3 protein-coding genes are annotated in these 4,238 nt (G+C 24.5%); all 3 read right to left on the bottom strand.

Annotation, left to right across the window (positions count from 1 at the left end):
* A partial coding sequence (locus RI68_RS03435) for an IS3 family transposase (RefSeq protein WP_017193378.1) occupies nucleotides 1-913 on the bottom strand: 913 nt, incomplete at its 3' end.
* Nucleotides 914-1,019: 106 nt separating this feature from the next.
* On the bottom strand, nucleotides 1,020-3,254 hold the full coding sequence (locus tag RI68_RS00920; protein WP_017193377.1) for an HsdM family class I SAM-dependent methyltransferase: 2,235 nt from the start codon (nucleotides 3,252-3,254) through the stop codon (nucleotides 1,020-1,022).
* Between the two features lie 31 nt (nucleotides 3,255-3,285).
* A complete protein-coding gene (locus RI68_RS03430) occupies nucleotides 3,286-4,083 on the bottom strand; it encodes a DNA cytosine methyltransferase (RefSeq protein WP_017193376.1) in 798 nt (265 codons plus the stop codon).
* Nucleotides 4,084-4,238 lie beyond the last annotated feature (155 nt).

Here is a 4,238-nt window from a genome sequence, read left to right as displayed (position 1 = left end):
TTTTTTTAAGAGGTTTTAACTGTTCTAAAGTATTCATAACTAAAGATAAATCTTGTTTATCGGCTATGGTATAAGCAATAATTTCTCGGTTATATAAATCCATAATTGCTGATAAATAAAGAAATGGATTACGGCCATATAATAAATAAGTAACATCAGCACATAATTTTTGAAAAGGACGATCAGCTTGAAAATTATTTTTTAAAAGATTTAATTGAGAAAGAGGAACGTAATTTTGATTATTTGAACTACGTTTCAAATAACGATTTTTGCGTGTTTGACATAACAAATGCATTTTTTTCATTTTAAAATAAACCGTTTTAGGGTTTACTTTAATGTTTTGATGTAAAAGTTCGTGATAAACACGGCGATAACCCCAAACAAAAAAACTTTCGCCCACATTATTATAATAGCGATGTTGATAACAAATATTTCGAATTTTAATGTCTAAATTGGTTAAAAAAGGAATTTTTTTCTTTTTTTTTGATAACCAACTATAATAAGTAAAGTACGACGGTATCCGAAAAAATTTAACTAAAGTCTGTAAAGGTACTTCTTTTCGGTATTTATCAATCATTTCTAAATAAAATGATTTATTAATAATAATTTGATTATTTTTGGTTCTTTTTTTGATTTCTTTTTGAACTTCTTTTTGGATAGTTTCTAATTTCTTTTTTCGTTGTTGATAAAATTCAGAATTTTTTTGATATTTATAACGATGACCGATTTTTTGATGTAAACGATATGAGTCATTATTTTTAGAATATTTAAACCAATTATAAATTTGTTGTCTAGATGTTATTTTAAATTTTTTTTGAATTTCTTTATAGGACATTCCTTGTTCTTTAGCTAAAATAACTTTTAATTTGGTATTAAAATCATAATGTTTATGTTTTTTCAGTGGTATAGCCACAAAAAGCTCCAATTCTCTTTTAGATCGAAAAATCCTTTTCTATTATAAAGCAATTTTTGATTAAAAGTTGTTTTTTTATCTCGCTTTTTGTGGTAAATATTGTTTTTTAATTTAAAAATTGTTTTATTGCTTGTTTTAGTTCTGTTTCAGATTTTAAGAAATCATTTTTTATTTTTTGATGTTTTTTTAATTTGTCTTTCAATAAATGAAAATATTCCAAAAATTCTGCTTTGGTATAAGGTAATTTTGTGTTTAAAAAAGCATCTGGATATACTCTTGTTTGGGCTGTTCCTTTAGTTATTTTTTTAAAGTGTTCTAATAAAGGATTAGAAGTGAGAATAGCAATTAAAAAATCTAAATTTAAATCTATAAATTCTTTTTTTAATTTAAAACACACAAAATCATTTGAATATAAAGCGTTTCTAACATTATCTGTTATTTCTCCAAATGCTCCTTGATTAGCGCCTAATTTGGAATAACAAAAGTCTTCGTCTTTAATAATATTTCTGGAACTACCAATATCCTTTCCTTTTTTATAAATTTCGCCATTCTTCATCCTTGGACGAACACCTTTTCCATGCGATGAGATAGTTATTTCGAAATATTCTCTTTCTGGATCTAATTTGATTGGAATTCGTGAAATTTCTAATATTTCACTGAGTGTAATTAATTCATTAATTTGATTTGTATTAGGGAATAACTGAAAAGAAAAATTATTATTTGCTATTGCTTCATATGAAAATTTATGAGCATTTTGATACAAATCTGGATTTTTTAAATATTCAATTAAATTATTCTTATTAATTTCTTTTTTTTGATTATCTAAACTAAAGCCTACATTGTCAATATAAATAAATTCTAGATTGCCTGGTTTTCCTGTATATTGTAAATGCATAATACATGTTTTTGCTGTCGTATAAGGTTCAAAAACCCTTCGAGGTAAGGAAAAGATTTTAAGATTATAATTATTGATAATAAATGTTCTAGTTTCCTTTAATTCTTGAATAAAAATAAATTGTTCTGGAATAATAATACAAGCCCGAGAATTTAAATTTTTAGATAAAGCATCTAAACAATGTTGAACACAAATAGAATTACTGTTACTACTTGGAATATCATATAATAAATTTTCATTTTTAGGAAGATTAAAAGGAATATTAGTCATCACAATATCATATTGATTTGTTCTTTTGTTAATTAAAGAACCACCTTTTTGTTCTGTAATATTAGCATGACCATCACCTACTAAAATCATATTCATTTTAGCCACATAAGCTATTGAATTAATATCAGTACCATAAATAGTATTTTCTTTTAAATTTTTTAAACTAATTTTATCATCGGGATTTATTTGTTTTTTTATATATTCAAAAGCATTAATTAAAATACCTCCAGAACCACAAAAAGGATCATATATTTTTTCTCCGGGTTTTGGTTCTATCAAATTACACATAAAACGAATAATATTACGAGGAGTAAAATATTGTGCTAAATCATCATTTAAACCACGATGACCTAAAAAAAATTCAAATGCACTCCCTTTAACATCAAGCGAAGTGTTAATGAAATCAATTTCATTAAGTTTTTTAACAATACATTTGACTACTCGGGAATGATATTTAGGTTCCAGTTTTAATTCTTCACCGTATTGATCCATTTGATATTTTTTATTTAATTTTTTTAAATTGCCATTAATAATATGAATAATATTTTCTTCAGGGGCATTAATAATATTTAACCAAATATTATTATTCTTTTCTTTTTCAGAAATTAAACGTAAAAATAATATTTTACAAAATTCAGTAAATCTTTTGTCTCCTTGTTTTAAACCAGTTGTCCTCAAAAGATCTTCTAATTTTTTTAATTCTTTAATAAATTGAGCTTCATTTTTGATGTTTTTACCAAAATTTAAATCAATTTTAGGGGTTTGGACAAATTGTTCTAAAAAATTTTTTTCAATAAAATCTGTTAAAGGATTCCCACCATATTGAAGTTCTTCTTGAAAGAAAAGATGTTTAGAAAATAAACGATAACCATCGTAACTAAAAATTAATTTAACTCCTAATTTTTCAGCATATGATTCTGCTTGCTTTTCCACATTTAATAAATTAGAATTATTTTTTTTAGTTTCGATAATAGCTAAAGGTTTGTCATTGCCAGAATAAATAATAAAATCTGGACGTTGTCCATTTAATTTGTCATATTCTTCTTTGTATTTAGGTTTTTGCAAATAAACATCTTTATTAGGATTTTGAGGATCAATAATATATCCTAGTGATTGTAATTTCGTAATAACTTTGATTTCTATATCTCGTTCTGTAATATTTGAATAAAATGACATATTTCCTCTTTTCTAAATTTATTTTTTATTTTTAATTTTCTTTCGTATTCATTTTGTCAGTATAAAGGGTAATATATTGTTGTTTTGGATTGAAGTGAAGGTAGTAAGTTTTAGTTTTTTTAGTAAACATTGTTTCTTCTTGTAAAGGGCATTTTACTTCGTTAACATATAAATCTTCATCTTTTTCTAGTAAGTATTTAGGGCCTTCATAGTCCATTTTGATAGTATGATTTATATTAATAAAACTATTTGGATTCCCTTTGATTCTTAATTTAGAATCTTCATTACTTAAGTTATCTATATCAAAACTTGCACTCATGAAATAATCGAAATCACTTCCTCCATGACCTTTATAAGGAGGCATTTTGTTAGTATAATACCAATTATCAAAAGGTTCTCTAATAAAAGGAGCTAAATCTTTGGGAACTTTATCGGGATATTGACATTGATCTAAACCGTTAAAACCAAAGAAAGTATAGGTTCTTTCAATGATGGGTTCTTCTATTTCTCCCACATGATGTAACATCAATTTTCCTTGACAAGGGGGAGTAGCAATAACAATAGTTATTTGTTTTCCGTGTTTTTTAACAATATCTAATATTTTGTCTTTGTTGTCTCTAATATCTCCTAAAATATAACCTTCATCATTGACACAAACTTTATTGTTTTTTTGTATTTCCATCCTTTTTGATAAAAATTCATTAGTTGCTAAACATTGAAAATTTTCTTTTTTAAAACCATAACAGCCAATGCCAGCTGAGGAAAATAAACTAATATAAGTGTTTTTGTTATTCATGGTATCTATAATATTTACAATATTTTTTTTCATTTTTTTCTCATTTTTTTCTTAATTATTATCACCAACTTTTAGGTTGATTTTGTTTCATTTTTAATTTTCCTTTCACTTTATTCTTAAAATTATTAAATAATAAGTAAACTAAATAATTTATAAAACTTCTTTCTTTTTTAATAATTTTTAATCTA

It is taken from the genome of Vaccinium witches'-broom phytoplasma str. VAC (assembly GCF_000309405.1).
GTDB lineage: Bacteria > Bacillota_I > Bacilli_A > Acholeplasmatales > Acholeplasmataceae > Phytoplasma.
Note: the sequence above shows the minus strand (reverse complement) of the source record. Positions and strands in the feature narration are given on the sequence as shown.